Source organism: Capnocytophaga canimorsus, assembly GCF_002302565.1.
GTDB lineage: Bacteria > Bacteroidota > Bacteroidia > Flavobacteriales > Flavobacteriaceae > Capnocytophaga > Capnocytophaga canimorsus.
On record NZ_CP022382.1, the window covers coordinates 712,525 to 738,859 of the forward strand.

General features: G+C 33.8%; 22 protein-coding genes. 16 read left to right on the forward strand and 6 right to left on the reverse strand.

The genetic code is table 11. The features are described 5' to 3' along the window. Nucleotides 1–60: 60 nt before the first annotated feature. The 4 genes from CGC47_RS03145 to CGC47_RS03160 all read left to right on the forward strand — a co-directional run bounded on the left by CGC47_RS03145 (nucleotide 61) and on the right by CGC47_RS03160 (nucleotide 7,506). Complete coding sequence (locus CGC47_RS03145) at nucleotides 61–2,805, forward strand: sodium-translocating pyrophosphatase (protein WP_041999487.1); 2,745 nt, start codon at nucleotides 61–63, stop codon at nucleotides 2,803–2,805. Between the two features lie 78 nt (nucleotides 2,806–2,883). Then, complete coding sequence (locus tag CGC47_RS03150) at nucleotides 2,884–3,990, forward strand: serine hydrolase domain-containing protein (RefSeq protein ID WP_095899968.1); 1,107 nt, start codon at nucleotides 2,884–2,886, stop codon at nucleotides 3,988–3,990. 42 nt (nucleotides 3,991–4,032) lie between these two features. After that, nucleotides 4,033–6,477 carry an ATP-binding response regulator gene (locus CGC47_RS03155; protein ID WP_041984664.1) on the forward strand — a complete coding sequence of 815 codons (2,445 nt, stop codon included), beginning with the start codon at nucleotides 4,033–4,035 and terminating at the stop codon, nucleotides 6,475–6,477. 123 nt (nucleotides 6,478–6,600) lie between these two features. After that, a complete protein-coding gene (locus CGC47_RS03160; RefSeq protein ID WP_041999494.1) occupies nucleotides 6,601–7,506 on the forward strand; it encodes a hypothetical protein in 906 nt (301 codons plus the stop codon). Between the two features lie 53 nt (nucleotides 7,507–7,559). Here CGC47_RS03160 and guaB read toward each other — a convergent pair whose 3' ends face one another. The 5 genes from guaB to CGC47_RS03185 form a co-directional block, all read right to left on the reverse strand. After that, nucleotides 7,560–9,029: an IMP dehydrogenase gene (gene guaB, locus CGC47_RS03165; protein ID WP_013997633.1), complete on the reverse strand. Its 1,470-nt coding sequence runs from the start codon at nucleotides 9,027–9,029 to the stop codon at nucleotides 7,560–7,562. Between the two features lie 103 nt (nucleotides 9,030–9,132). Further along, nucleotides 9,133–9,927 carry a DUF4476 domain-containing protein gene (locus tag CGC47_RS03170; RefSeq protein ID WP_232779685.1) on the reverse strand — a complete coding sequence of 265 codons (795 nt, stop codon included), beginning with the start codon at nucleotides 9,925–9,927 and terminating at the stop codon, nucleotides 9,133–9,135. Nucleotides 9,928–10,005: 78 nt separating this feature from the next. Next, nucleotides 10,006–10,491 carry a hypothetical protein gene (locus CGC47_RS03175; protein WP_095899969.1) on the reverse strand — a complete coding sequence of 162 codons (486 nt, stop codon included), beginning with the start codon at nucleotides 10,489–10,491 and terminating at the stop codon, nucleotides 10,006–10,008. Further along, nucleotides 10,464–11,669 carry a hypothetical protein gene (locus tag CGC47_RS03180; RefSeq protein ID WP_095899970.1) on the reverse strand — a complete coding sequence of 402 codons (1,206 nt, stop codon included), beginning with the start codon at nucleotides 11,667–11,669 and terminating at the stop codon, nucleotides 10,464–10,466. The genes CGC47_RS03175 and CGC47_RS03180 overlap by 28 nt, the downstream gene beginning before the upstream one ends. Before the next feature lie 11 nt (nucleotides 11,670–11,680). Further along, the gene (locus tag CGC47_RS03185; RefSeq protein ID WP_041999506.1) at nucleotides 11,681–13,021 is read right to left on the reverse strand and encodes a sigma-54-dependent transcriptional regulator; all 1,341 of its coding nucleotides are present in this window, start codon (nucleotides 13,019–13,021) and stop codon (nucleotides 11,681–11,683) included. Nucleotides 13,022–13,131: 110 nt separating this feature from the next. Here CGC47_RS03185 and CGC47_RS03190 point away from each other — a divergent pair, with 110 nt between their 5' ends. The 3 genes from CGC47_RS03190 to CGC47_RS03200 all read left to right on the forward strand — a co-directional run bounded on the left by CGC47_RS03190 (nucleotide 13,132) and on the right by CGC47_RS03200 (nucleotide 15,875). Next, nucleotides 13,132–13,545 (forward strand): BrxA/BrxB family bacilliredoxin, encoded by a 414-nt coding sequence (locus CGC47_RS03190; protein ID WP_041985479.1) that lies wholly within the window; start codon nucleotides 13,132–13,134, stop codon nucleotides 13,543–13,545. Between the two features lie 105 nt (nucleotides 13,546–13,650). Then, on the forward strand, nucleotides 13,651–14,385 hold the full coding sequence (locus CGC47_RS03195) for a lysophospholipid acyltransferase family protein (protein WP_095899971.1): 735 nt from the start codon (nucleotides 13,651–13,653) through the stop codon (nucleotides 14,383–14,385). Between the two features lie 86 nt (nucleotides 14,386–14,471). Then, on the forward strand, nucleotides 14,472–15,875 hold the full coding sequence (locus CGC47_RS03200) for an alkaline phosphatase (RefSeq protein ID WP_041999507.1): 1,404 nt from the start codon (nucleotides 14,472–14,474) through the stop codon (nucleotides 15,873–15,875). Nucleotides 15,876–15,964: 89 nt separating this feature from the next. Here CGC47_RS03200 and CGC47_RS03205 read toward each other — a convergent pair whose 3' ends face one another. After that, nucleotides 15,965–17,074, reverse strand: coding sequence for a glycosyltransferase family 4 protein (locus tag CGC47_RS03205; protein WP_095899972.1), 1,110 nt, complete (start codon nucleotides 17,072–17,074; stop codon nucleotides 15,965–15,967). Nucleotides 17,075–17,684: 610 nt separating this feature from the next. Between CGC47_RS03205 and CGC47_RS03210 the strand changes: the two genes are divergently transcribed. From CGC47_RS03210 to CGC47_RS03250, 9 genes are all read left to right on the forward strand, one after another. After that, on the forward strand, nucleotides 17,685–18,458 hold the full coding sequence (locus tag CGC47_RS03210) for a glycosyltransferase family 2 protein (RefSeq protein WP_095899973.1): 774 nt from the start codon (nucleotides 17,685–17,687) through the stop codon (nucleotides 18,456–18,458). Further along, a complete protein-coding gene (locus CGC47_RS03215) occupies nucleotides 18,439–19,401 on the forward strand; it encodes a glycosyltransferase family protein (protein WP_232779686.1) in 963 nt (320 codons plus the stop codon). The genes CGC47_RS03210 and CGC47_RS03215 overlap by 20 nt, the downstream gene beginning before the upstream one ends. A 12-nt stretch (nucleotides 19,402–19,413) precedes the next feature. After that, nucleotides 19,414–20,379 carry a CgeB family protein gene (locus CGC47_RS03220; RefSeq protein WP_095899974.1) on the forward strand — a complete coding sequence of 322 codons (966 nt, stop codon included), beginning with the start codon at nucleotides 19,414–19,416 and terminating at the stop codon, nucleotides 20,377–20,379. Then, the gene (locus tag CGC47_RS03225; protein ID WP_013997645.1) at nucleotides 20,369–21,421 is read left to right on the forward strand and encodes a glycosyltransferase; all 1,053 of its coding nucleotides are present in this window, start codon (nucleotides 20,369–20,371) and stop codon (nucleotides 21,419–21,421) included. Before CGC47_RS03220 ends, CGC47_RS03225 begins: the two co-directional genes overlap by 11 nt. 7 nt (nucleotides 21,422–21,428) lie before the next feature. Beyond that, the gene (locus CGC47_RS03230) at nucleotides 21,429–22,796 is read left to right on the forward strand and encodes an O-antigen ligase family protein (protein WP_095899975.1); all 1,368 of its coding nucleotides are present in this window, start codon (nucleotides 21,429–21,431) and stop codon (nucleotides 22,794–22,796) included. Nucleotides 22,797–22,799: 3 nt separating this feature from the next. After that, on the forward strand, nucleotides 22,800–23,825 hold the full coding sequence (locus CGC47_RS03235; RefSeq protein ID WP_095899976.1) for a hypothetical protein: 1,026 nt from the start codon (nucleotides 22,800–22,802) through the stop codon (nucleotides 23,823–23,825). A 249-nt stretch (nucleotides 23,826–24,074) separates the two neighbouring features. After that, nucleotides 24,075–24,812: an MlaE family ABC transporter permease gene (locus tag CGC47_RS03240; protein WP_041913626.1), complete on the forward strand. Its 738-nt coding sequence runs from the start codon at nucleotides 24,075–24,077 to the stop codon at nucleotides 24,810–24,812. After that, nucleotides 24,812–25,582, forward strand: coding sequence for an ABC transporter ATP-binding protein (locus CGC47_RS03245; RefSeq protein WP_013997649.1), 771 nt, complete (start codon nucleotides 24,812–24,814; stop codon nucleotides 25,580–25,582). Before CGC47_RS03240 ends, CGC47_RS03245 begins: the two co-directional genes overlap by 1 nt. A gap of 319 nt (nucleotides 25,583–25,901) precedes the next feature. Beyond that, on the forward strand, nucleotides 25,902–26,297 hold the full coding sequence (locus CGC47_RS03250; protein ID WP_042001716.1) for a DUF423 domain-containing protein: 396 nt from the start codon (nucleotides 25,902–25,904) through the stop codon (nucleotides 26,295–26,297). Nucleotides 26,298–26,335: the final 38 nt, after the last annotated feature.

Consider the following 26,335-nt stretch of genomic DNA (forward strand, 5'->3'; position numbering starts at 1 on the left):
ATTATACATTTGTAACCTTATATTAACAAATATATTTAATTTTTTAATCATATTGAATTTATGGAAAAATACATCCTTTATTTACCTGTGATTTTAGCAGTTGTGGGCTTAGTTTTTATGCTCAGTAAAGCTATTTGGATTAACAAACAAGCTACTGGTAACGACAAAATGCAACGCATCTCAAAGAGTATTCAAGAAGGGGCTTTGGCTTTTTTGAATGCTGAATACCGCATCTTAGCTATTTTTGTGTTAGTTGCTTCGGTGGCTCTTTTTGTGGTTTCGCGTATGGTGGAAACCTCACATTGGCTTATTGTTGTGGCTTTTGTATTTGGAGCCATTTTCTCTGCATTAGCAGGAAATATAGGGATGCGAATTGCCACAAAATCAAATGTACGCACCACTGAAGCCGCTCGTACCAGTCTGCCTAAGGCACTTAAAATATCTTTTGGTGGAGGCACGGTTATGGGCTTAGGTGTAGCAGGCTTAGCTGTACTAGGCTTGAGCCTTTTTTTCATCATATTTATTAATGTCTTTTTAGAAGAAAAAGCAAGCTTTTACCACGAAATGACTGTGGTGTTAGAGGCTTTAGCAGGATTTTCGTTGGGAGCAGAGTCTATCGCTCTTTTTGCTCGTGTTGGTGGCGGAATCTACACTAAAGCAGCTGATGTTGGAGCAGATTTGGTAGGAAAAGTAGAGGCTGGTATTCCAGAAGACGACCCTAGAAATCCCGCTACTATTGCCGACAACGTGGGAGATAATGTAGGTGATGTTGCTGGTATGGGCGCTGACCTTTTCGGTTCGTATGTAGCTACCGTATTGGCTTCTATGGTGTTAGGAAACTATATTATCAAAGATATGGCTGAAAAAAATGGAGCTTTTTCAGACAACTTTGGAAATATGGGACCAATATTGCTTCCTCTGGTTATTGCTGGAGTTGGAGTTATCGCCTCTATCATCGGAACATTTTTTGTAAGTATTAAAAACAACGAAGCCAAAGAAAAACACGTACAACAGTCACTGAATATTGGTAACTACGTGGCATTGGCACTTACTTTGGTAGCTTGTTGGTTTTTAATTGATTTGATGCTCCCTCAAACCATTCAAATGAAATTTTTTGGTGAAGGATACCGTGAGATATCAAGAACCAATGTCTTTTTTGCTACTGTGGTTGGTTTAGCAGTGGGATTGCTAATTTCTGCGTTTACTGAATTTTATACAGCTTTGGGTAAAAAACCTGTGTTAAATATTGTTAAAAATTCATCTACTGGAGCTGCAACCAACATTATTGCTGGTTTGGCAACTGGGATGAAATCAACTTTCTCTTCAGTATTACTCTTTGCGGTAGCCATTTGGGGCTCTTACGAACTCGCTGGTTTTTACGGAGTAGCTATTGCTGCTTCGGCAATGATGGCAACTACAGCTATGCAATTGGCTATTGACGCTTTTGGTCCGATTGCCGATAACGCAGGAGGAGTTGCTGAAATGAGTGAACTTCCTAAAGAGGTGCGTCAGCGTACCGATATTTTGGATTCGGTAGGAAACACCACAGCTGCCGTAGGTAAAGGGTTTGCTATTGCTTCAGCTGCTCTTACCGCATTGGCTCTGTTTGCTGCCTATGTAACCTTTACAGGAATTGACGGAATCAATATTTTTAAAGCTGATGTTCTGGCAGCCCTTTTCATCGGAGGAATGATTCCTGTGGTATTTTCTGCCTTGGCTATGCAATCCGTAGGAAAGGCGGCTATGGATATGGTTAACGAAGTACGCCGTCAGTTCCGTGAAATTCCTGGTATTATGGAAGGAAAAGCGACCCCAGAATATGGCAAATGTGTTGAAATTTCTACTAAAGCCGCTCTTCGTGAAATGATGCTACCTGGAGCAATTACTATCATTACCCCTATCATCATCGGGTTTGTGATGGGTGCTGAAGCTTTAGGTGCTTATATGGCTGGAGTTGCCGTTTCAGGGGTACTTTGGGCAATTTTCCAAAACAATGCTGGTGGAGCTTGGGACAATGCTAAAAAATCTTTCGAGGCTGGAGTTGAAATCAATGGGGAGATGACTTACAAAGGTTCTGATGCTCACAAAGCTGCCGTAACTGGAGATACTGTGGGTGACCCTTTCAAAGATACTTCAGGTCCTTCAATGAATATTTTAATTAAATTGACTTGTTTAGTAGGTTTAGTGATTGCACCTATCTTGGGTGGTCATACAACAGAAGCTATAGCCATCGAAAAACAAGAAAATACAACATCAAATCAAGTAATTAGAGAACACAAAAGAAGTTTAGACGACGGTCTGCTTGATGCTTATGGTAACTACAAGTACGATGTAGGTGAACTTTCTTCATTGTCATTACCCAGCGGAGTAGTTTTAAATGTTGGAGTAAATTCTTCCGAGAAAAAAATCGTCAACTTAATTAACGACGAAAATTTTGATATGGAAAATTTAGCCATCAAAACTTGGATAACTTTAGACAGAACTTATTTTAATCCAGGAAGTTATGAACTTTCTTATGGATCAGACAAACAAATGAAAAATATCGTTGAAATCCTGAATGCTTATCCTAATATTGTTATCCGTATTGGAGGGCACACCGATAGTACTGGTGATGAAGAACAAAATTTGGTACTTTCACACCGAAGAGCCGAATCGGTTAAAGCAAAGCTAATTGCATTTGGAGCTAATGCTGAGCAACTTTCATCAGGAGGATACGGAAATAGACATCCGCTTTGCCCAGAAAACGACACTGAGGAGTGTAAAGCGAAAAATCGTCGTATTGACATCCGATTGGTTTCAAAATAAATCTGTTTTTTAAATTATTATGAATTACCCGAAAGCGACTAAATCTGTTTTTCGGGTATTTTTTTCATTTTTAAAGATATGAAAAGTACATTTTTGTTATGGTTGTTCTCAATTTCTATATTATTGGGACAAGAAGTTAATATTCAATATATTGATTCTGTTTTTCAAAAAGCCTATAATGAAGGAAAATTCAGTGGGCACGTTGTCATAGCTCAAGAAAACAACATTGTTTATGATACCTTTTTTGGAAAGGCTGATTACGAAAAGCAACTACCTTTTGACAAAAATTCTATTTTTCAAGCAGCGTCTGTTTCCAAACAATTTACAGCAGCTGCAATTTTGATTTTAGAACAACAAGGCAAGTTGCAATTGGAAGATAATGTCAAAAAACATCTACCCGAATTCCCTTACTCGGAAGTGAAAATAATTCATCTGCTTAATCACACCTCTGGAATGCCTGATTTCCAAAAAACAATGATTAAAGATTTGGATTTGAGCAAAACCAATGGAAATCAAGAACTTTTACAACTGCTCAAATCTGGAAAATACCCACAACAATGGCAAGCTGGAAGCAAATGGGATTATTCAGATATCGCCTACTGTACGGCTGCTCTCATCATTGAAAGAGTAAGCCAAACGCCTTTTAAAACCTTTATGCAACAATATATTTTCAATCCTGCTGGAATGAAAAATACCACTGCCGAGTATTATACTGACGCCCGTTTAATTAAAAACAAAACCATTTGTAAAGGGTATGAATTTGATGATCAAACAAAGCAACGAAAAATAGCCTATGATCAGCCTCATAATACTTATGTAAGCGGATTGGCTGGTTTTTATGGCGATGGTTCAGTTTATACCACAGGCTACGATTTGTTAAAATGGGATGCTGCACTTCATTCTGAAATTATTCTAAATCAGAAAAGTAAAGAAAAATTATTTACCGCAACCCAACTGAATAACGGTAATTATGCTGAAGATTTGGAATACAAATATGGTTTAGGATGGTACATCGGTAAAAACCAAAATGTAGGCACTTTTTATTTTCATCCAGGGGGACAAGCCGGATATTGTACCAAATTTATTCGCTGCCCCCAACAAAAAACCGCCATTGCGATACTTTCAAACATCTCACATATTGATTTTTATAGTTTTACCAATATTTATAATCATATTTTTAAGTAAAAACGCCTTACTATTTTTATTTTTGCTCCACAATTGCACAAAATGAAAACTTCGAACAAAAAAATAACCATTAAAGTCATCGTTAGCTACCTATTTTTAGGGATTTTATCAGCTATTGTTGCTCTTTTTATTCATCAGGAAATTGAAAAATTAGCCATACAAGAGGAGATTTACAAAGACGGGCAGAATAACATATTTAAAATCAGTAAGATTTTAACCTCTATGTACGAAACGGAAAGCGCAGGAAGAATAGCTGTTCAGTCTGACAATGAAGATTCTTTCTTGCTTTTTACTGATAAAAATAACCAATTGCAGCAAGAAATAGAGTCATTTAAAGCCGATATTTCTTCAAAAGAACATCATAATTTACTGGATAGTGTACAAAATCTGTTAGAACTTAAAAAACAGAATATTCACGAATTACGAATTTTAAAAAACAGCGATAGTTCTTTCGTACTGATTCGGTCTGCTATTTTGAAACTTTCTAGTTTAGAGCCCTCTATGGGAAATTTCCTGCTTCCCACAAAAACAAAATCAACAAATAAAAAAACAGTTCCTACAAAAAAGGATAGAGATACAGATATTCGTTCTATCATCAAAAAATACAAAGATGTAAAACTTCCACCTGTAAGATACCAAAGCCAAATCGATGAAGCTATCTTACAGACACGTAAATTACTCTCCAAAATGGAAGAAGACGTAATCAACCACAAAACAGAACATTACGAAAAAACAAGGCTGCTTTGGCAAAACGATTTGCGTATATCCGAAAAACTAAAAGATTTATTACATAGCTTTGAAAAGGAAATCATACACAATACCGAATTGTTAAATATTGACCGTCAAAAGGCTTTCCAAAGAAGCCGATGGATACTTAGTATTGCTTTTGTGATTGCTTTATTGGTTATGATTGTTTTTTCATTGGTGATTTTGAACGATTTTTGGAAAATTCAAAAATATCGTGTTGAACTGGAAAGAGCCAACTTACGCTCCAATAATCTACTCAAAAGCAGGGAACAACTCATCTCGATGGTCAGTCACGATTTACGTACGCCTTTAAGCACCATTGTAGGATATTCCGAACTATTACGCAAGAACACCTCATCTGAAAAGGATAAAAATTATATAAAACACATTCAAAGTGCATCACAATTCGTGACTAAATTGGTAGATGAATTGCTTGATTATGCTAAAATTGAAGCAGGAAAAATAACCATTGAAAAGGTGCCTGTTGATCTTGTTGAAATTGTTAAAGAAGTGGCTCAAAATGTTCGTTCTACTTATCCGAACAAAGCCATAGAACTTATTTTGGATTTCTCGGAATCGGTGAAAAACACTCGGTTTTCAAGCGATGCCTATCGAATAAAGCAGGTGCTTTATAACATCATTTCAAACGCTTATAAATTCACCGAAAAAGGCAACATTAGGGTTTTGGTACAAGCCCAAGTTTTGGAACATTCGCTTCACGAGATTTCTATAGCTGTAACCGACACTGGTATTGGAATAAAAAAAGAAAATCAAAACGCTGTTTTTGAAGAATTTAACCAAGAAAATACCTCCAAAAACAATGGAGGTTACGGATTAGGGTTACACATTTGTCAAAAATTAGCTCACCTATTAAAAGGAAAAATATCACTACAAAGCAGTGAGGGCGTGGGAAGTACTTTTACATTTACTTTCAAAGCTCAAAAAGTTACTGAAAAACAGAAAGATAAGATTTGGACGTCTTTAAAAAAAGCGGAAGAAATTACTATAATTATTATTGATGATGATTTTTCAGTATTAGAATTGATAAAAGAAATGCTAAAGCAGAAAAATATCAATGTCATCACTTTTGATAATGGAAAAGATGCCCTTTTTGCAATGAAAAAACTTGATTTTGATATGGTAATCACTGATATTCAGCTTCCTGAAATGAATGGCTTCCATTTTATTACTATTTATAATGAAATGTTTGACACCCCAAAAATACCCATATTGGCAATTACAGGTAGAAAGGATGTCCCTGAGAGCTATTATACTCAAAACGGTTTTGCCTCTGTGCTGCTCAAACCCTTTCATTTAGACAAATTTTACGAAAAACTACATCATTTCTTCCCAAAAGCATTTGAACACAATATGGAAAAAACGAAAAAAAACAGTACAGCATTTTACAAACCGCAAAGTTTAGAAAACTTTTTAGGCAATGATAATGAATCTATTAAAAATATTTTACAACTTTTCCTTTCCGATTCACAAAAAAATATTGAACAGTTAAAGTCAGCTACCGAAACTAAGGATATTCGAACCATAAAAGCATTATCACATAAAATGCTTTCGATGTTTGGGCAAATCCAAGCTGAAAGAGAAGTTGGCATTTTACGTCAACTAGAAAAATCTGCTTCAACTGATTTTGAGAATATAAACTTAAAAGTCAACGAATTAGAACAGCTATTTACTGAAGAATGCTTACCATCGATTACTGATTATATCAAAAATTTAAGCTAAGAATATACATCATACAAAAAAGAAAACTGTGATGTATTTTTTCATTAGATATTTTAATATTTTTGTAACATTATTTATCTGTTAAAAACCAATTTCCAAAAACAACCATTAAATTACACATTTATGCAAAAATTACTTATTACACTGCTATTTATAAGTCAAGTTTTATTAGGGCAAGGAAAGGCATACAAAGCCATTGATGGAGTAACATATAAAAAAGGAGACTTGATAAAACTTGGCGTTGCTTCAAAAGGAACTGATTTTCAGTTTATTTACACTTACAAACACGTTTCTGGGCTTACCAATGGACTTCGAATTTTAGATGCCGTTTCTGGAAATGATGTGAACATAGACAAAGATGAAACACCGCATCTGGCAAATAGTGAACTTAATCATTACGAAGGGAAAATATTACAATTCCGAAAAATGACTTTGGAAGATAAAACGGAAATCGTAAATGCCATTGTAGAATATAAAAATGACTATCGAATAATGGTACCTGTGGATTTGGCGCTTTTCTGTGGAGAAATGAAATCATCTAATCCTGATTTTAGCACTACCATTGCTTCAAAAATGAATGAACAACAAAGCGATATGACTCAGGTAAAAAGCTTTAGTCCTGATTTTGAAATAGCTTTCATTTCAGCAAAAGGAGATACTTACAACCAGACCGTCACTATCAGCTATACCATCAAACACAAATTAGTACACCAACGCCTTGATATTGGAAGCGTTAGAAAAGATTGGAGTAGAGCTGCTACCCCATCAAAAGCCTATGATTTTGAAGGTAATGAATACGATTACAACAACATAACTTTGGGTAGCGAAGCATCGGATAATGGCTTAAAAGTAACCAATAAAGTCCCTACAAATGTTACGCTAAAAGCGTCAGTTACATTTATTAAAATTTTACCAGATGTAAAAAGTTTCAATTTTGTAACAATTCCTGTATCGTACAAAGATGATGCAGGAGGCAACCCGAAATACGGAGAAATTGAGATTAGCAACGTAAAAATAAATTGGGATTAACATAAAAAACGGGGTTTAATCAATTGATTAAACCCCGTTTTTATAGTTTCTTATTACCTAGAATAGTTAGGCGCTTCTTTGGTAATGGTTACATTATGTGGGTGGCTTTCAGCAATTCCACTTGCGGTAATACGTACAAAACGCCCTACTTCTTGCAAGGTAGCGATGTCTTTAGCGCCGCAGTACCCCATACCTGCACGTAATCCGCCAATAAATTGATGCATACTCTCTTGTAGCTCTCCCTTGTAAGGGACTCTTCCTACGATGCCCTCAGGAACAAGTTTCTTGATATCATCTTCAACATCTTGAAAATAACGGTCTTTACTACCTTGTTTCATCGCCTCAACAGAACCCATACCTCGATACGATTTGAATTTACGCCCTTCAAAAATAATGGTTTCCCCTGGCGATTCTTTAATCCCTGCCAACAAAGACCCCAACATCACACAACTGGCTCCAGCAGCAATGGCTTTAACAATATCTCCCGTATAACGGATACCTCCATCGGCAATCACAGGAATACCCTTCCCTTTCAACGCGGAAGCCACTTCCATAACTGCTGAGAGTTGCGGAAAGCCTACCCCTGCCACCACTCGAGTGGTACAAATAGAACCTGGTCCGATACCTACTTTTACAGCATCTGCTCCATTTTCAGCTAAATACAAAGCAGCTTCTGGGGTAGCAATATTTCCTACTACTACATCTAAATTCGGGAATTTTGCTTTAACCGCTTTTAAAACGGTTACCACACCTTTAGTATGCCCGTGAGCTGTATCAATAATTACGGCATCAACTCCTGCTTGTACCAATGCTTCGGCTCGTTCTACGGCATCGGCAGTAACCCCTAAGGCAGCTGCTACACGCAATCTGCCCAAAGCATCTTTATTTGAAATCGATTTTTGCTGTAATTTGGCAATATCACGGAAGGTAATGAGCCCTACCAACTTATTATTTTTATCAACAACGGGAAGTTTCTCAATTTTTTCTTTCTGAAGGATTTTTTCAGCATCTTTCATTGAAGTTCCTTCAGCAGCGGTTACCAAATTTTCAGAAGTCATCACCTCAGTAATGAGACGATTCGCATTATTTTCAAATCGTAAATCACGATTGGTAACAATTCCTTTCAAAATACCTTGAGCATCAACAATAGGGATTCCACCGATGCTGTGCTCCGCCATACATTTTTTAGCATCAATGACTTTAGCTTCCAAACTGAGCGTAACAGGGTCTATAATCATACCACTTTCTGCTCTTTTTACTTTACGGATTTGAGCTGCTTGTTGCTCAATGGTCATATTTTTATGTAGCACACCAATGCCACCTTCACGAGCCATTGCAATTGCCATATCGGCTTCGGTAACGGTATCCATAGCCGCCGAAATAATGGGCACGTTAAGGGTAATGTTTCTTGAAAATTGGGTGGTAATTGACACTTCTCGCGGAAGCACTTCTGAATAATTAGGTATAAGCAGAACATCATCGTAGGTTAACCCCTCTCCTACTATTTTTGAGTGAATTTTCATAAGCAACTTTAGAAATTAGTTGCGTGCAAATGTAAGCATATTTTTTTGAAATGAAAAAATCCGAATTTTAAAATTGCTTAAAATTCGGATTTTTTACCTATCACTATTGTTGTTTATTTATCAGATAATCTCTGAACCTGTCCGCAGTGGATTTGAACTGAAAAAAATCGTACAACATATACAAATTTTGAGGGTCAACCACCTCATCAGTAGCTTCTTTTGCCAGAGACAAACGATTGGTTTCAAAGGAAAGTTGTTCCATTAGTTGCCCTATTTGCTGTGTTGTGAAAACAGTTGTTCCTTTAAGCATTTGGTAATATTTCATTTTATCGTCATCGAAAGGTTCTCGGCAGTAATTCTTAAAAAATTGCTCAAAATCATTGCCTTTCATTATTCTCTTTCCGTAAAACTGATTCCAAATGTCGCTCCAACGATTTCCGTAATAATTTTGCTGATTAGTGCGTAATTCTAACTCATCTAGTAGAAAAAGTCCACCGTTGGAAAAGAAATCAAGCAACAAACGAGTTTCATTTTTAGGATATATCGTTACACGATAAATCAAATTTCTTCCGTAAAAAATAGTTAATTTTTGGTTTGACACGGGCACATCAAAAAAGCGAAACATTCCAGTGCTTGAAGTCATTTCTTGGTCACCCAATTGCACGGTAAAACGACCTCTTTCAGGAATACGAATAAACACTTCGGCGTAGCCCAATTCGTAGTTCATCTCCCAACGATAATCTGGGTGCTGACCCGAAACTATAGGTGGAGTAAACGTTCTACGAGCTTCATTTTGAAGCAGTTTACCCGCGCCACCTATCTGCTGAGCCTGAACGAATAATGGTAACAACATCAAAAGAGGAATAAACCTCCATCGGTAAACAACATTACTTTTCATAATCGTTTTGTATTTTCGGATTTCTATTATAAGACTACCCAAAATTCGTTCCAAAAGCTAGTTTAATAACCAAAAAAATTAGAAAAAGAACCAACCGTGGCTACCTGCTACTGCTGCTATTAGAGTTATCAAGCTAATAATCAACAAAAACCAATGAGCTCTGTGCATTATTTGAAAAGTTTTGGCAGGATTTTTTTCCATATATTTGTGAAACAATCGATGCAAAACGAAAGGCTCGAAGACAAACAAAATCAAGGTAAAAATAAACCAAATTAAGGTCATTGCGTGTAACCACCAAAATTGAAGATCCGCATAACGATACCAAGTATCAGTAATGTAAATCATATAAAAACCAGAAAAAGCAGTAAGTAAGGTCGTGATTTTCGCAATTTTAGCAAAACGCCCTTCAATTTGTTCAAAAGTTTGTAGTTGTTCTTCCTTTCGTTTCATCTTTTTTATAGCAGGAATGATAACCATTGTTACCATTGCAACACCGCCAATCCAAATAACTACAGCTAAAACGTGAATTATTCGGGCTAAAGTGAACCATTGGTACGTTTCCATAATGAAAATTTATTTTGAATAGGACTTAAAATCAAGCATAAAACAGCGAATGCCATACTCCCACTAGCAATAAGCATTATTATGGGGGAATAAAACATTCCTAAACCGCCAGTTACCAAAAGTACTTCTGAAACCACAAAACCCATCATCAGAAATACATTTCCTAAACGACTTAAAAAAGTGTTGGCTATCCAACCGTAATGATGCATTAGTGCCAAAAGCGAACACGAAATCATCGCAATCAAACTCAAATGCAAATATGCCAATATCAAATATTTATTATTAAAAAACAAATCAATTGCTGAAGGAAATACAGAAATAGTCTGCAATAATGACTTCAATATCAATGCTCCTAAGAAAATAAAAATGTATTTTCGACTCCAACCTTTGGAAGAGAAAATGGAAAGCCATTGTTTAGGAAAAGAAAACAACAAATACCACAAACCAATTGCCTTGAATATTACCGAAAGTATAGCAATGGGATAAATTTTGGATAAAAATTCCATTCCTAAATAGGAAAGACATACTCCAAAAAGTGTTCCTGCAGCTAAAAAAAACAAAGCTTTTCGGGCTTTTTTTGTATCAAAATTCAGCCATTTATCTTCAAATAATTTATATACGAGCCCAATAATCATAAACAAAAACCAACCATTATACTGAAAATGTAAAAACGAAAAAATGGCAGCGTGGTATATTTCCGTTCCCGAGAATCCTTTGGCTGAGAGTATTCCTATAAAAAAAGGAATAATACTAGAAAGCACTCCAAAAGCAAAGCCTACTCTAACCCATTGTATAGAACTTCCTAAGTAATGACGAGTATCTTTCCAAAAACAAAACATAAAAACATAATTCAACAATTGAAAAAGCGTTGAAAATGTAATGGAGTACAAACCATATCCGTAAAACGCAAACGAAACCAATATCCCTAAAACGGTAATGATAGTGGCTAAAAACTGCCAACGATATTTTTTCAAATTACCATCGGCTAAAAAGGAACGTATCAAAAGCAAAAACAAAGTAACGTACACCCAACCTTGAAAAGCCACGTGAGAATGTGCGTGAACCAAATGACTATACGACAAGGGAAACGAAACCCAATGTAACGCCCTGAGCCATACCCCAATTAGAGCAATAAAAAAGAAAAAAATAAGTCCGTATTTGGTGGAAGGTATGCTCAATTTTCAAAAAATTACAAATCTATATTATAGGCTTTTATCTTATTATATAGTGTTTTTCGAGTGATGTTAAGCAGTTTTGCTGCTTCGGTTTTATTATTTCCAGTTTGTTTTAGTACTTGCAAAATGAGTTCTTTTTCATTTTCCTTAGTTGAAAAGGAAGTCCTTTCTACTGATGTTTGTTCTGTAACTTCATCAGGCAAATTTTCCTCAGTGATGTAGCTACCTTGAGCCAGTAAAGTAGCACGTTTAATGGCGTTAGAAAGCTCTCTGAGGTTTCCACTCCAAGAGTGTGAAAGCATTTTTTGTACCGCTGTTTCGGAAAATCCTAATACTTTTTTACGAAGTTTCTTATTGGCTTGTTCCAGAAAATATTCTGCAAAAATCATCAAATCATCTTTACGTTCGTGTAAAGAGGGTACTTTAATAGAAAATTCATTAAGCCGATGATACAAATCTTCTCGGAATTGCCCTTTTTCAACAGCTGTAAGCAAATCTTCATTAGTTGCGGCAAGTACACGTATATCTACATCTATTTCTTGCGAACTCCCGATAGGTTTTATTCGTCGCTCTTGTAAGGCACGTAAAAGTTGTACTTGATTGTCATAACTCAAGTTACCAACCTCATCAAGGAAAATAGTCCCTCCGTTTGCTTGTTCAAAATGCCCTTTTTTATCACCAATGGCTCCAGTAAAAGACCCTTTAATATGCCCAAAAAACTCACTAGCTGCGATTTCCTTAGGAATTGCTCCACAGTCCACCGCAACGAAAGGTTTATCAGCTCTTTCACTTTGCATATGAATACTTTGAGCCACAACTTCCTTACCTGTACCACTTTCTCCAGTGATTAAAACCGACATATCGGTAGGTGCCACAAGCCTTATAAAATCGTTTAACTTTTTTGATGCATTACTTATACCTTCAATAAAAGCTTTCTCGGTGGAAGTAGCAGTGGATTTATGGATTTTTTTGATAGATTTTTTCTCCTGAGCGGTGGTGTTGGAACGTTCTGCATTTTGAATTACATTAAGTACCTCATCTTGTTGAAAGGGTTTTGAGATATAATCAAAAGCACCCAATTTCATTGCTTCAACAGCCGTAGATACTTCCGCATAGCTAGTCATAACCACCACAGGAATGTGCGGATATTCGGCTTTTATTTCTTTCAAAAGCTGAATACCGTCTCCATCAGGCAAACGTAAATCAGTAAAAACCAGAGATATATCTGATTTTAAATTCCGTTTGGCTTCCTCCATAGAGTAACATCCTTGCACAAAATATCCGTTTCGTTGTAAAAAACGAGTAAGTATTTTTGCAAAGGCAATATCATCTTCAACCAAAAGGATTGAATTCATAGTGATTGTTTTTTGTAGTTATATGCAATCACAAAAATAGTAAAAAAATAACTCAAGTAGTACAAATGAAAAAATTATTATCTTTGTGCTGTAAACAAAAACAAATTTTTATGTATCCGTATGAATTGGTGAAACCAATGATAGAAGATTTAACTCGCATTGGTTTTGAAGAACTTAAAACTCCCGAAACCGTTCGGGAAGCACTAAAAAGAAAAGGAACCACTTTGGTAGTTGTTAATTCGGTTTGTGGGTGTGCTGCCGGAAATGCACGTCCGGGAGTAGCGATGAGTTTGAAAAATATCGCAAAACCCGACCATTTGACTACTGTTTTTGCAGGTTTTGACCGCGAAGCTACTGAAGAGGCTCGTCATCATATGTTGCCTTTTCCGCCATCATCACCAAGTATTGCCTTGTTTAAAGACGGTGAATTAGTACATATGCTTGAACGTCACCATATTGAAGGACGTCCAGCAGAAATTATTGCCGAAAATTTGAAACAAGCCTACGACGAATTCTGTAAGTAGTCTTACAAAAATTTAGTTGTACTATTTTAGTTTTACAATCGGAATCTTTTGCAACCTAAAAATTGCAGAAGATTCTTTCATTTAAAGAAAACCTCTGCAAGTCTTATGAAAAAAATAATCTCTTACCCTTTAAGTATCATTCACTATTCGGTTTATATTTTTTTACTTGTACTTTTTCATCCTTTGCAATGGATTTGCATTCACTGGATAGGACGAAAAGCTCATAAAAAACTAGTTGACTTCTTAAATATCCTACTCATAAAAAGCCTTTGGATTACTTTCAATAGAGTTAAATTTACCTTCACCGCACCAATTCCAGAAAACGTACCACTATTGTTTTTAGCCAATCACCAAAGTGTGTATGATATACCACCGCTAATTTGGTATTTAAGAAAATTTAGCCTACGCTTTGTGGGCAAAAAGGAATTGGGTAACGGAACGCCAAGCATCACCATCAATTTACGCAACAATGGTTCAGTGCTGATTGACAGAAAGAATCCGCAAGAAGCCATCGCTCAATTGGAAGTTTTTGGCAAATCGCTACAAAAAGAAAAAGACGCGGGAATGATTTTCCCCGAAGGCACACGAGCTCGTAACGGAAAACCAAAGCCTTTCAAAACCAGTGGATTAAAAGCAATAGCCTCTCAAATACCCGACGGATACTTTGTACCCATTACCATCAACAATTCGTGGAAAATTCTTAAATACGGAGTATTTCCATTGGGAATAGGCAATTGTGTTACATTCCAAGTCCACACACCAATAAAAATCAATCCGCAAGAATTGGAGCAGCAAATCACTCAAATGGAGGAGATTATCAATTCCAATATCAAATTTTAATTTTATTTTTACAATTTCAATGGGAATAAAATTTCATCCGTAAGGGCAAAAAACTTAACTTTGTAGTATCAAATAAAACAAAGACGATGAAAAGAAGACAGTTTTTCAAAAAGTCAGCCTTAGCAGGAATGGGTTCTTTGTTTGTCCCAACATTTGCTAAGGCAGAAATCGTGGAAGAATTCGGTGGAAAAACGCCGAAGAACATTATTTATATGGTAAGCGATGGAATGAGCAGTGGAACACTGACTATGGCAGACTTATACAGCAGACGTATTTTAGGAAAACCTTCAAATTGGATAAGTCTATATGAACAAAGTTTGGCAACCAAAGCCTATATGGATATGCAATCGTTAAGTTCTGTAGTTACGGATTCTGCCGCAGCAAGTTCGTCTTGGGGCGGTGGACATCGTGTACCCAACGGAAGGCTTAACGTGGGCCCTAACGGAGAGATGTACACCCCCATTTGGCAAAAGTTTAAAAAAGCAGGTAAGAAGGTAGGTTGTGTAACTACTGTACCGATAACTCACGCAACTCCAGCAGGTTTCTGCGTGAATAGCAAAGCTAGAAATGCACAAGAAGATATTGCCGAGCAATACCTACAACTCCGCTTTGACGTGATGATGGGAGGAGGAGATAAATATTTTTCTTCACAAAAAAGAAAAGACAAAAAAGATATGTATCAACAATTTGTCCGTGGAGGATTTACCGTAGTAAAAAACAAAACAGATATGAAAAAGGCACCCAAAAACAAACCTCTGTTAGGTGTTTTTGATGAAGAAGGATTGCCTTATTCACTTGATTATACTTCAGAAAAAGACTTTCAACAATGTCCCACCTTAGCTGAAATGACGGCAAAAGCCATCGAACAAATGCAAGACCACTCAAAAGGTTTTGTACTTCAAGTAGAAGGTGGAAAAGTAGATTGGGCGGCTCACGGAAATGACATTGGGGCATTACTTTTTGACCAGTTAGCCTTCGATCAAGCCGTTGGTGTGGCTTTAGAATTCGCTCAAAAAGATAAAAACACACTTGTTGTGGTTACCACAGACCACGGAAATGCAAACCCCGGATTGATATACGGACAACATTGTAACACTAATTTCGATAATCTGCAACATTTTAGACATTCGAACGATTGGGTTTTGCAAAATATCGACCCGAATAGTTCTGCAAAATTCATAAAAGAAATTGTAGCAGAACACTTTGGCGGACTTCAACTCACTCAAGCGCAATCTGAAGAAATACAATCCTACTACGTAAACCACGGCAGAGAAGACGGGGTATATAATTACAAACACCTCCCCTATCGTTTACTTGCTGAAATTCAGAAGTCGCACACTTCAGTAGGTTGGATTAGTATGGATCACTCTTCAGACTACGTGGAATTAGCAATGTACGGACCAGGAAGTGAAAACTTAAAACCTTTTATGAAAAACTACGAGATGCACAACTTTCTGTTAGAAGTAGCAAATGTAGGAATGTTAGCATAATAGACACAAACAAAGTTTTTACAATTGAGGGAGATTTTTATCTCCCTTTTTTATGACCTATTCCAGAAATTTTCTACATTTCTTACTGGTCAAACTTTAGTTTTATACACATTCATAATTTGCTCAAAAACAGACCTATCAGTGAATTTCTGTACATAATCAAAGCCTTTTTCAATCATAAACTCTCGTTTCTTTTCATCAGAAAGAATACTCAAAATAGCTTGTTTTATTTCTTCAGAAGCATTGTTTAAATCAATATAAATGGAATGTTCGCCGCCAGCCTCAGGAAAGCAACTTCCAGAGGAAGTAATTACTGGAATTTTTGAAAATAAGGCTTCAATAATTGGAATGCCAAATCCCTCAAAAACAGATGGATAACAAAAAACACTCGCTGATTGATAAATTACAGCCAAATCTTCCATCGAAACATTTTTCAGAACAAATACACGATTTTGCATTCTGTTTTCAATGCAATACTTTTCAATTTCGTTGAAATATTTTGTTTTTTTGCCTATCAAAACCAAAGAAATATCCAAATCTTTAATAGCTTTTACAATTTCTAAAGCATTTTTGCGAGGCTCTATAGCTCCTACGTTTAGCACAAATTTTTCTGGAAGATTGTATTTCTGGCGAATTTGTTGTTTTTTTTCTTCCGAATAAAATTGTTTGAAAGCCTTATGGCAACCTTGATAAACAACCGAAATTTTTTGCTCAGGAATCTTCAAAAATTTGATGATATCTTGCTTTGTTTGTTCGCTAATTGCGATGATGTGATGCGATTTTTGTGCCGCGTACAGAAATTTCCAATAATGAATTTTTCTGTCAAAAGACGAATATAAATGCGGATAACGAAGAAAAATTAAATCGTGTATGGTAACAATGGTTCGCGTGTTTTTATAAATACCCAAAGGGATTTCACCCGAGAGTCCGTGATAAATATCTAATTTCTCTTTTTTAGATAACGAACTTATTTTCAGAATTCTCCAGATGCTTTTGAGCTTTTTCCAAAAGAATGATTTTGGTGAAATTACTTTCGTTTTTTCAGTAAGTTTTATGCGTTTATCGTTTTTTTGTTTTGGATTGAACAGAACGAGCTCACAATCACTTTGCTCCTGCAAAATGCGAATTAAATCACGGCTATAATTTCCTAATCCGCGATTGTTGTGAAAAGCTCTTTTGGCATCAAAACCTATTTTCATTACTAAAAAATTAAAGCGTTCAACTTACTAGCTATAATATCCAAAATTTCCTGATTTTGAAAACCAAAATCAAAAAAACAATTATAATACACTGAAACAACAAAGCTACAGCTATTTTTTGTATTATTGACAATATTTTTGTAAGAAAACTTTACACAAAATTTCCACCAAAACATTGCTAATACACAGAATGAAAATACTAATGAACTTGTACACAATATATCTCTAAGGGTACTTATTTTAAAGAAATTAGCAAAGGAGAAATAAAAGAAATTCAACATAAAATTAACCAAAGACCGAGAACTGCGAAGCACATCACGAACACCTTAACTTTAAAAACTATAAAAAGTGAGTAATAACATTAGATTTTGAAGAACCTAAAAATTTATTTTATAAATTCGTAGCATAAAAAATTACACTTGGGGATGAATGTGTCTTTCTTTTATTTTAAAAAGATGCTAGATAATTATGTTTTCTATCGTATTTTTGTCGGATGCTTGAAATAATGTATCTTGATTGGTTGTCTCAAAGGAAAGTTGAATTTATTCAATATCTAAAAATCAAAATGATTTTTAGATTCAAAATTAATATCATATAAACTAAAAACTGAATGAAAATATCAGTAGTTATTAACACATACAATGCTGAAAAACACTTACAAGCAGTTCTTGAAACTGTAAAAGATTTTGATGAAATCGTAATTTGTGATATGTATAGTACGGACAAAACTATCGATATCGCAACAAAATATAATTGTAAAATTGTTTATCACCAAAACACAGGTTATGCTGAACCTGCTCGGAATTTTGCTATTAGTCAAGCTAAAAACGAATGGATTTTGGTAATTGATGCTGATGAAACTATTCCTCCTAAATTAAAAAAATATTTATATAGTATTATTGAAACTCCAGACTTAGGAGGGGTTTATATTCCGTTTAAAAATTATTTCATGAACAAATGGATAAGATCGGCCTATCCTGACTCTAAGTTACGTTTCTTCCGCAAAGAAGATGCTTTTTGGCCACCTGAAGTTCATTCAACCGTAAAGGTACAAGGAAAAATTATAAAAGTACCAAGAAACCAAACCAATTTAGCTTCAGAACATTTAGCAAATGATCCGATAACAACCATTTTACAAAAAAACAACACATATAGTACAGCCGAGATAGTACGCAAAAAAGATAAAAAAATAACTTGGTTTTTACTAATATGTTCTCCTTTTTTTTGGTTTATTAAATTTTATTTTATTAAAAAAGGATTTTTAGACGGAAAAAGAGGGTTTATATTTGCCGTACTAAAATCACAATACAAATTTTTATGCTTAGCAAAAGTGTACGAATATCAATCACTTAACAATAGAAAAAATGAAGATTTGCGTGATTAGTTTTGATTTTTGGGGCTACGATGCTCATATTGTAGAGGTTTTAAAAAGAAGAGGAATTGAAGCTAATCATTTAAAAATTGGAGCCATCAACCATCCAAACTTTTGGGAAAGACTTAAAAATGCAGTTTCAAAAATTATTTTAAAAAGAAACTTGAAAGATGAAAAACGTCAGCAATTTGTCATAGAGCAACTAAAAAAACTAGGAAAGCAAAATCAAATTTTAGTCCTAAATCCGAATGTTTTTAAACATAAAACTCTCAAATTCATTAAAAAATCATCAGAAACACTCATTACGTTTTTGTATGATAACTTAGAAAGATATCCTATACAAGATAAATTAGATTTTTTTGATAGAATTTACTCTTTTGATGACAATGACATAAAAGAATACGGATTTAAACCTTTGACAAATTACAATTATTTATCTTTTTTACCAAAAGAAGTTCAAAATCCGAGATATGATGCGTTGTACATAACATCGTTTGATAAAAAAAGACTCAAACAATTATATATTTTAAGTAAAAAATTTTCAGACTTACAGCTAAAGTTCAACATTTGGATGCTTGGGAAAAAGGCTTGGAAATATCAACTTAAAAAAATATTTTTAAAAAGTGATATTTTATTTGGGAGAAAGCACATCAAACATAATGATTTGGTAAATTACTACAAAAACACAAAAGCCATCATTGACTTGATGAGAGAGAATCAATATGGATTGAGTTTCAGAGTATTTGAAGCAATGGCTTTAGAAAAAAAAATCATAACTGATAATGAGAAAATTAAAAATTATGATTTTTATAATCCGAATAATATTTTGGTTTTGAATGATGATTTTAGTAATTTGACAAAGGCTTTTTTTGAAACACCTTATCAATCTCTTCCTAAGGAAATTTATGAAAAATATACACTCGAAAAATGGGTAGATCGAGTGTTTAATTTGTAATATATTTTTAGTATGAAGAAAAAAGCTTTATTTATAGCCCCTGATTATTATGGTTTTAATGATGTTGTATTTGACGGATTAAAAAAATACAGCGATTATGAAATGTTACATATCAAATCTACTGGAAAATATTATTACAAAAATCTCTTGGAACGAGCACATAATTTTTTTCTCAAAAATTTTTGTGGAAAAAACTTAAAAAAAATAAGACAAGAACAAAAAATTAAAACTACGATTTTAGAGAATAACTATGACTTTTTAATCATTATAGGAGCGTATGTACTTAGTGAAGAAATCCTAAATATTGCTCTGAACAAAAGCAAATTTTCTGTAACTATTTTTTGGGATAGTATTGCTAAAATTCCGATGCAAGAGAAATATCTACCCCTATTTGATGTTTGTTATAGTTTTGATAAAGATGATTGCCAAAAATATGGCTTAAAAGAAATCACAAATTTTTACTTTGTTGAAGAAAGAAGTGAAAATAATGTATATGATATCAGCTATTTAGCCACCTATGACAATCGGATGGAGGAAGCAATTTCTATTTTTAACTATTTTCAAGAAAATAACATAAAAGCGAAAGCAAAAATTTTTACATATCCGTCACATCCTATAAAGGAATTATTGCCTAAAAACATTGAAGTTATCCATAAAATCATTCCTTTTGGAGAATCATACCAATACTATTTGGATAGTAAGATAATTTTAGACATCGCACACCCACACCAAAAAGGTCTCTCCTTTCGCCCATTTGAAGCAATGGGGATGAACAAAAAACTCATAACAACTAACAAAGATATTATTAATTATGATTTCTATGATCCAAATAATATTTTTGTAATAGAAAATCCGTTTGATTTTTCAATACCTGAAACTTTTTTTAAAACAGATTATCAGGAAATTAACAACAAAATAAAAGAAAAATATCATATTAAAAATTGGGTTAAAAAAATATTTTCTGACTATGAACACTAAAATATATTTTGTTTGTCCAAATAATAAACAAGCAACTGGAGGCGTAAAACAAATTTATCGTCAGGTAGAAATTCTATCAAAAAATGGTTTTAACGCTTGCGTTTTACACGAAAAAATAGGCAAAAAAGAAAAATGGTTCGACTCTACAGAAATCCCTATTGAATATAGTCCAGTATTATTCAAGCAACTAAAATATATGTTTTATAAAAGAAAAATAAAATTTATTGATCAAATAAAATTATTTTTCTTAGAGAAAAGAAGTAAGAAAATAGAAAAAAATGCAATTTTAGTACTTCCTGAAATATATGGAGATTGTATCCACAGAATAGAACCCAGTGTAAAAAAAGTTATTTTTAATCAAGGTTGCTATTTAACTTTCTCTGGATATTCTATCAATAAAGATTATGAAGTAACACCTTATAATCATACGGATACATTAGCTACCATCGTAGCTTCACACGATGCTTTCAACTATTTAACATTTGCTTTTGCACAAGTAAATATTCAAAAAATCACATTAGGCATTAACGACCGTATTTTTAATTATTCCACAGGAAAACAAAAACAGATTTGTTTTATGCCTCGTAAATTGACAAACGATTTAACTCAGGTAATCAACATCTTAAAACAAAGAGGCTTAAAAGAAGATTGGAAATTAGTTCCAATTGACAATAAAAGTGAAAAAGAAGTTGCTGAAATTATGAAAAAAAGTATTTTTTTCTTGAATTTTAATCGTTGCGAGGGTTTCGGTTTACCAGCAGTTGAAGCGATGGCTTGTGGGTGTTACATCATTGGTTATCACGGACAAGGAGGTAAAGAATATTTTAATCCGGATTTTTCCTCTATCATTGAAGATGGAAACATTATTCAATACGTTCAAAAAATTGAGGAAATGATACGTTTGTATGACTTAAATCCTGAAAAAATTTTACAAAAAGGAAAACAAGCTTCCGAATTTGCTCTGTCAAATTACTCTCTTGAAATAGAGGAAAAACAAACAGTTAGTGTTTGGAAAAAAATAATTGAAAAACACTTGAAATAACAATAAAATGAAGTGGTATAAAGAAAATTGGTTAATGTTTAATAGTATTGGGTTTATTACAATAACTTTTATTATTTCTTTTTTTTATGCCGATATTTGGCATAACGAAGTTTTTAAAAAACTATTCCTAAGGATAGGCTTAGGATTATGCGTAGCATCGACTTTAGTTTGGGCTTTTTTAAATTACAGAAAGTATAAAATCCCAACAGATAAGGAGTTATGGCTTCGTATATTGATTGTAGTTATGTGTTGTTGTTGCGTTTTTCTATTTACGTATAAATTATCAAAAGCATATAAAACTACTATTATTTTACTGTTTTTGTGTGGGTTGTATGCTATATGGAAACGACAATTTATCAGGCCTACACTTCCTATGATATTATTTGGAATATTTGTTCTTTTCAAAATAGGAGGTGTTTTTTGGAATACACATACTCCAATTTCTTTTATTGCTTTCAATGATGGAGAAATTTTATTCTTATTAGGCGTGGTTGTATTAAGCTTATTTTTCAGAATGGAAAAATCAGAAACTATGGAATTTATAACCATTTGTTTCAAAGGTTTTTTAAGCCTTTTAACACTTAATATGGCTATTTACGTCCTCTATACTTCCTCTATTGATTTGCCTATTTTAAGTTTTTTAACTTTCAATAAATCTTATATGGAATATATTTCTATATTAGAGTGGACGTACTTCCCTCACCCAAGTTATGTCTCTTGGGTGATTTTACTTATTGGAGGTTTAGGATTTTTTGTTTGGAAAGAGCAGAAAAAAACAATAATAACAACCTATGAATTAATTTGGTACGCTATTTTACTTTTTTGTTTTGTTTTTATGATGCAAGCGCGAATCTCCATAATTGGTTATTTTCTAACTATTTGTTTGTTAAGCTGGTTGTATTTAACAAAAAAATGGACAATGAAAGTCAAAACCACAGTGGTTTCTATATTAGTTATATTACTAATTACGGGAATCGGGGTTTTAGTCACACAAACAAAATTCTTTTCTGACCCTGCTCGTGTAAGTTTTTTTAACGCTACAAAAGAATTTAAAATGCCAAGTTTATTTTTTGGAGCAGGTACATCAGCACAAAGAGGCGTTGCAGAAACCTTAGGTTTTATACATCTACACAATGATTTATTATGTATCTTTATAGACTTAGGAATCATCGGGCTTCTTCTTTTACTAATTTGGATTATTACTACTTTCTATCAATCTATTATCTATAGAAATAGCTATATTTTATACACAATGTTGCTTGCTTTGATGTTTATGAACACAGACACTTTCTTGTATATGGGGGCTTATATGAGTGTATGGTTTATCTCAATTATATTCGCTTTTCCTGAAAAAGAAACAGATACAACAGATTAAAATATGAAAAACAAAACTATCATTTTCGGAGCTCCTGCTGATTTCTTTAATCAGAAAATCATCGATAATTTTAAGTTTTTAGGTTTTGAGGTTATAGATGTATCTATTTCTCTAAACTATAAATACAGTTCATTAAAAGACAAATTAAAAAATACTTTTAGAAAGGTATTTTTTAATGACAATTCTCACAAAAAAAGAGTCCGTTTTGCTTTAATTGAACAAGAAATAAATGAAAAAATAAACGCTTTACATAAAAAAGCCGATTATGTGCTTTTGATTCGTCCAGATATCTACCCAGAACATTTTTTGCAAAATCTGAAAACCAAATCCAAAAAAATGGTTGCTTATCAATGGGACGGATTAAATGTTTTTCCCGATGTAAGAAAAGTGGTAAAATATTTTGATCGATTTTTTGTTTTTGACCCTAAGGACGTCGCAGAATCTTTTTTACCTACAACTAATTTCTATTTTGATATTCCAGAACAATTGGAAAAAATAGAAAAAAGAAGTGTCTTTTTCGTGGGCGTTTGGAAAAGAAATCGTATAAAACCAATTGGAAAACTAATTTCCAAAATCAATGAAACAAATTACATCGCTGACATTTCATTATTTACGACTAAAAAATATATTTTAAAAAAATATGAAAAATCAGTTATAAATGTAACAAATAAGAGAATTCCACTAATCGAAAATCATCAAAAAGTTTGCCAATCAGCTGTTTTAGTTGATATACTAAACACGGTGCATAATGGCTTATCATTCCGAGTGTTTGAGGCGATAAAGTATAAAAAGAAGCTTATCACAAATAATTCGCATATAAAGAAGTATGATTTCTTTAATAAAAACAACATACTTGTTATAGAAAAAGATTCTGATTATGAGTTCATCCCTTCATTTTTAGAATTACCATTTCTTGATTTACCACAATTCGTATATGAAAAATATGCTTTTACAAATTGGATAAAATATGTCTTAGATATACCTACATATCAGCCTATTGAATTGCCCAAAGCAAATAAATTACATTAATGTTATCTTCGTCAAATTCACTAGTTACTAACTTCGAATTATGCTAATAATTGCAAAATATATGAATAGTAACAAATCAACTTTACTTATGAAAAATACAATGATGAATCATTACATTGATATTCTTTTTGAATCTTTTTTAGAAAACATTTTTCCGAATCCTTTAAGAAAATTGGAAAATAGGTGTTTTATAGCCTAAAAAAGGCTTAGTTTCTTAAATATTTTTATCTTTGTCGATATTTTAAGCAAATGAAACACATAGCAGCTATTGGTCGTTATTTTATAATGTTATACGATATTTTTCGTAAGCGTACACGTTGGGGGATTACTAAAAACTTAATCCTTAAAGATATTGATGATTTGATTTTCAACTCTATAGGAATTATTGCCTTCATTTCTTTTTTTATCGGAGGGGTGGTTGCTGTACAAACTGCTTTGAATATTGACAATCCTTTTATTCCAAAATACTTAATCGGTTTTGCTACGCGTCAGTCCATTATATTGGAGTTTGCTCCTACTTTTACCTCTATTATTTTGGCAGGAAAAGTGGGGTCGTTCATCACATCGAGTATTGGAACAATGCGAGTTACCGAACAGATTGATGCTCTTGACATTATGGGGGTCAATTCGCTAAATTATTTGGTTTTCCCGAAAATAGTAGCGCTAATGTTGTTTCCATTTTTAGTAGCAATGGCAATGTATTTAGGAATTTTCGGAGGATGGACAGCCGTAGTAATGAGTGGTTATGCTACTTCATCTGAATTTATAGAAGGAGTAAAGATTGATTTTAAGACTTATACGCTAATTTACGCTTTTACCAAATCAGTGATTTTTGCCTTTTTATTAGCTACTATTCCCGCCTATCACGGATACTATATGAAAGGAGGGGCATTAGATGTAGGAAAGGCAAGTACAGTGTCGTTTGTATGGACAAGTATTGCCATAATCATCGCTAATTCAGTTATCACTCAATTATTTTATGCCTAATGATTCAAGTCGAAAATTTACATAAATCATTTAACGGAAATCCTATTTTAAAAGGGATTACTACCACGTTTCATAAAGGAAAGACTAATTTAATTATTGGTCAAAGCGGTTCAGGGAAGACCGTATTTTTAAAATCGCTTTTGGGGCTTTTTACCCCCGATGAGGGTGAAATCATTTACGATGGTGTTCCTTATAGTCAAATGAAACGCAACGAGCGTGTGAAATTACGACAAAAAATGGGAATGGTTTTCCAAGGAAGCGCATTATTTGATTCAATGACAGTACTTGATAATGTGATGTTTCCGCTTAAAATGTTTTCCTCAAAAACTGCCGATGAAATTCGCGAACGTGCCGATAGCGTGTTGCAACGGGTAAATTTGGTAGGGGCTGAAAATAAATTGCCTTCAGAAATTTCAGGAGGAATGCAGAAAAGGGTTGCCATTGCTCGAGCTATTGTAAATCAGCCTCATTATTTATTTTGTGACGAGCCTAATTCGGGGCTTGACCCTAAAACGGCAATCGTTATTGATAATCTTATAAAAGAAATCACTGAAGAATATAATATCACCACAGTAATCAACACCCACGATATGAATTCGGTAATGGAAATTGGAGAAAAAATTATTTTTCTCAAAAACGGATTTTTAGAATGGGAAGGATCCAAAGCAACTATATTCAAAACCGATAATCAAGCGGTTACCGATTTTGTCTATTCATCAGATTTATTCAAAAGGGTACGTCAAATGTATATTGATGACGATTTGAAGTGATTCGAAGCACATTTCATTCACGGTTAGATGAAGTAGTCAGATTTCGTAACACTTTGATTGGTTGTATTTAGGCTAAACATACAGAATTATTGACTGCTAGTTGGTTTGAATCGTTTTTTTTGACCTTCAAAGTTGATGAAAAACATAGAATTTCCGTAAACCCAGTTAAAAACCACATAAAAGTTAGGATTTAAATTCTAATTTCTATGTGGTTTTAACATATGATAGTCCTAAAAATGCGTTTTAACCAATTATGCGTTTGTAATTTCGCTTTTTTTACTTAAATTCGTTACCTTGTAAACCATATATAATTTGTGTTATGAATAAAAAGACATTACTTGTAGCTTCCGTTTTTGGGGCACTTGCTGTTATGTTGGGTGCTTGGGGCGCTCACGGGCTCAAAGCGTTAGTTAATGCCGAAGCTGTTGTTTCATTCGAAGCAGGAGTTCGTTATCAAATGTATCACGCCTTATTTTTATTAGGAGTTGGTGTAATTCCAGTACAATACCTTTCGCAAAAAGCTCAAAAAATAATTTTGTATCTTACCTTTTTTGGGGTTCTATTCTTCTCAGGATCTATTTATTTTCTGGCGACCAATGACTTGACCTCCTTTTTTGACTTTAGAAAGATTGCTTTAATCACACCCTTAGGAGGCCTGTTGCTCATAGGGGCTTGGGTAGTACTATTTTTTTCTATTTTGAAACAAAAAAAATGACAACATAGTCTTTTTTTATATATTTTTTTTGTACCTTT

What these genes read in the sequence shown, in the direction of transcription:
- CGC47_RS03145 (WP_041999487.1), top strand. Translation starts at nt 61, where the DNA reads ATGGAAAAATACATCCTTTATTTACCTGTGATTTTAGCAGTTGTGGGC.
- CGC47_RS03150 (WP_095899968.1), top strand. Translation starts at nt 2,884, where the DNA reads ATGAAAAGTACATTTTTGTTATGGTTGTTCTCAATTTCTATATTATTG.
- CGC47_RS03155 (WP_041984664.1), top strand. Translation starts at nt 4,033, where the DNA reads ATGAAAACTTCGAACAAAAAAATAACCATTAAAGTCATCGTTAGCTAC.
- CGC47_RS03160 (WP_041999494.1), top strand. Translation starts at nt 6,601, where the DNA reads ATGCAAAAATTACTTATTACACTGCTATTTATAAGTCAAGTTTTATTA.
- guaB (WP_013997633.1), bottom strand. Translation starts at nt 9,029, where the DNA reads ATGAAAATTCACTCAAAAATAGTAGGAGAGGGGTTAACCTACGATGAT.
- CGC47_RS03170 (WP_232779685.1), bottom strand. Translation starts at nt 9,927, where the DNA reads ATGAAAAGTAATGTTGTTTACCGATGGAGGTTTATTCCTCTTTTGATG.
- CGC47_RS03175 (WP_095899969.1), bottom strand. Translation starts at nt 10,491, where the DNA reads ATGGAAACGTACCAATGGTTCACTTTAGCCCGAATAATTCACGTTTTA.
- CGC47_RS03185 (WP_041999506.1), bottom strand. Translation starts at nt 13,021, where the DNA reads ATGAATTCAATCCTTTTGGTTGAAGATGATATTGCCTTTGCAAAAATA.
- CGC47_RS03190 (WP_041985479.1), top strand. Translation starts at nt 13,132, where the DNA reads ATGTATCCGTATGAATTGGTGAAACCAATGATAGAAGATTTAACTCGC.
- CGC47_RS03195 (WP_095899971.1), top strand. Translation starts at nt 13,651, where the DNA reads ATGAAAAAAATAATCTCTTACCCTTTAAGTATCATTCACTATTCGGTT.
- CGC47_RS03200 (WP_041999507.1), top strand. Translation starts at nt 14,472, where the DNA reads ATGAAAAGAAGACAGTTTTTCAAAAAGTCAGCCTTAGCAGGAATGGGT.
- CGC47_RS03205 (WP_095899972.1), bottom strand. Translation starts at nt 17,074, where the DNA reads ATGAAAATAGGTTTTGATGCCAAAAGAGCTTTTCACAACAATCGCGGA.
- CGC47_RS03210 (WP_095899973.1), top strand. Translation starts at nt 17,685, where the DNA reads ATGAAAATATCAGTAGTTATTAACACATACAATGCTGAAAAACACTTA.
- CGC47_RS03215 (WP_232779686.1), top strand. Translation starts at nt 18,439, where the DNA reads ATGAAGATTTGCGTGATTAGTTTTGATTTTTGGGGCTACGATGCTCAT.
- CGC47_RS03220 (WP_095899974.1), top strand. Translation starts at nt 19,414, where the DNA reads ATGAAGAAAAAAGCTTTATTTATAGCCCCTGATTATTATGGTTTTAAT.
- CGC47_RS03225 (WP_013997645.1), top strand. Translation starts at nt 20,369, where the DNA reads ATGAACACTAAAATATATTTTGTTTGTCCAAATAATAAACAAGCAACT.
- CGC47_RS03230 (WP_095899975.1), top strand. Translation starts at nt 21,429, where the DNA reads ATGAAGTGGTATAAAGAAAATTGGTTAATGTTTAATAGTATTGGGTTT.
- CGC47_RS03235 (WP_095899976.1), top strand. Translation starts at nt 22,800, where the DNA reads ATGAAAAACAAAACTATCATTTTCGGAGCTCCTGCTGATTTCTTTAAT.
- CGC47_RS03240 (WP_041913626.1), top strand. Translation starts at nt 24,075, where the DNA reads ATGAAACACATAGCAGCTATTGGTCGTTATTTTATAATGTTATACGAT.
- CGC47_RS03245 (WP_013997649.1), top strand. Translation starts at nt 24,812, where the DNA reads ATGATTCAAGTCGAAAATTTACATAAATCATTTAACGGAAATCCTATT.
- CGC47_RS03250 (WP_042001716.1), top strand. Translation starts at nt 25,902, where the DNA reads ATGAATAAAAAGACATTACTTGTAGCTTCCGTTTTTGGGGCACTTGCT.